The sequence below is a fragment of the Achromobacter sp. SIMBA_011 genome (genome assembly GCF_046535435.1).
GTDB classification, from domain to species: domain Bacteria; phylum Pseudomonadota; class Gammaproteobacteria; order Burkholderiales; family Burkholderiaceae_B; genus Achromobacter; species Achromobacter dolens.
In genome coordinates this window covers 1-231 of sequence record NZ_JAWRWN010001333.1, presented here as the reverse complement: position 1 = coordinate 231, position 231 = coordinate 1, and the positions used below count along the sequence as shown (strand labels likewise).

At 39.8% G+C, this 231-nt stretch carries 1 protein-coding gene; it reads right to left on the bottom strand.

The genetic code is table 11. The annotated features are described in order from the left end of the window. On the bottom strand, positions 1-231 hold a 231-nt coding region (locus tag SB816_RS35415), incomplete at both ends, for a sulfatase-like hydrolase/transferase (protein WP_410548673.1).

Below are 231 nucleotides of genomic sequence, written 5' to 3'. Positions count from 1 at the left end.
AGTACTTACCAAATAGTGCAGTGTCATAGCCTGCGTACTTAAGAACGTGCGCAACAGTGATATCACTTTCAACTAACTGAACCGTATTTGAGTTATTAGTCATGTAACGACCATCACGACCTGTAAAAAGCGAAACTCGAGAAGGTGAACATACCGTATTGCCAGCATAAGCTTGGTTAAACCTTATCCCTTTATTGGCAATATCATCTAAGTTAGGCGTTTTAATTGGTG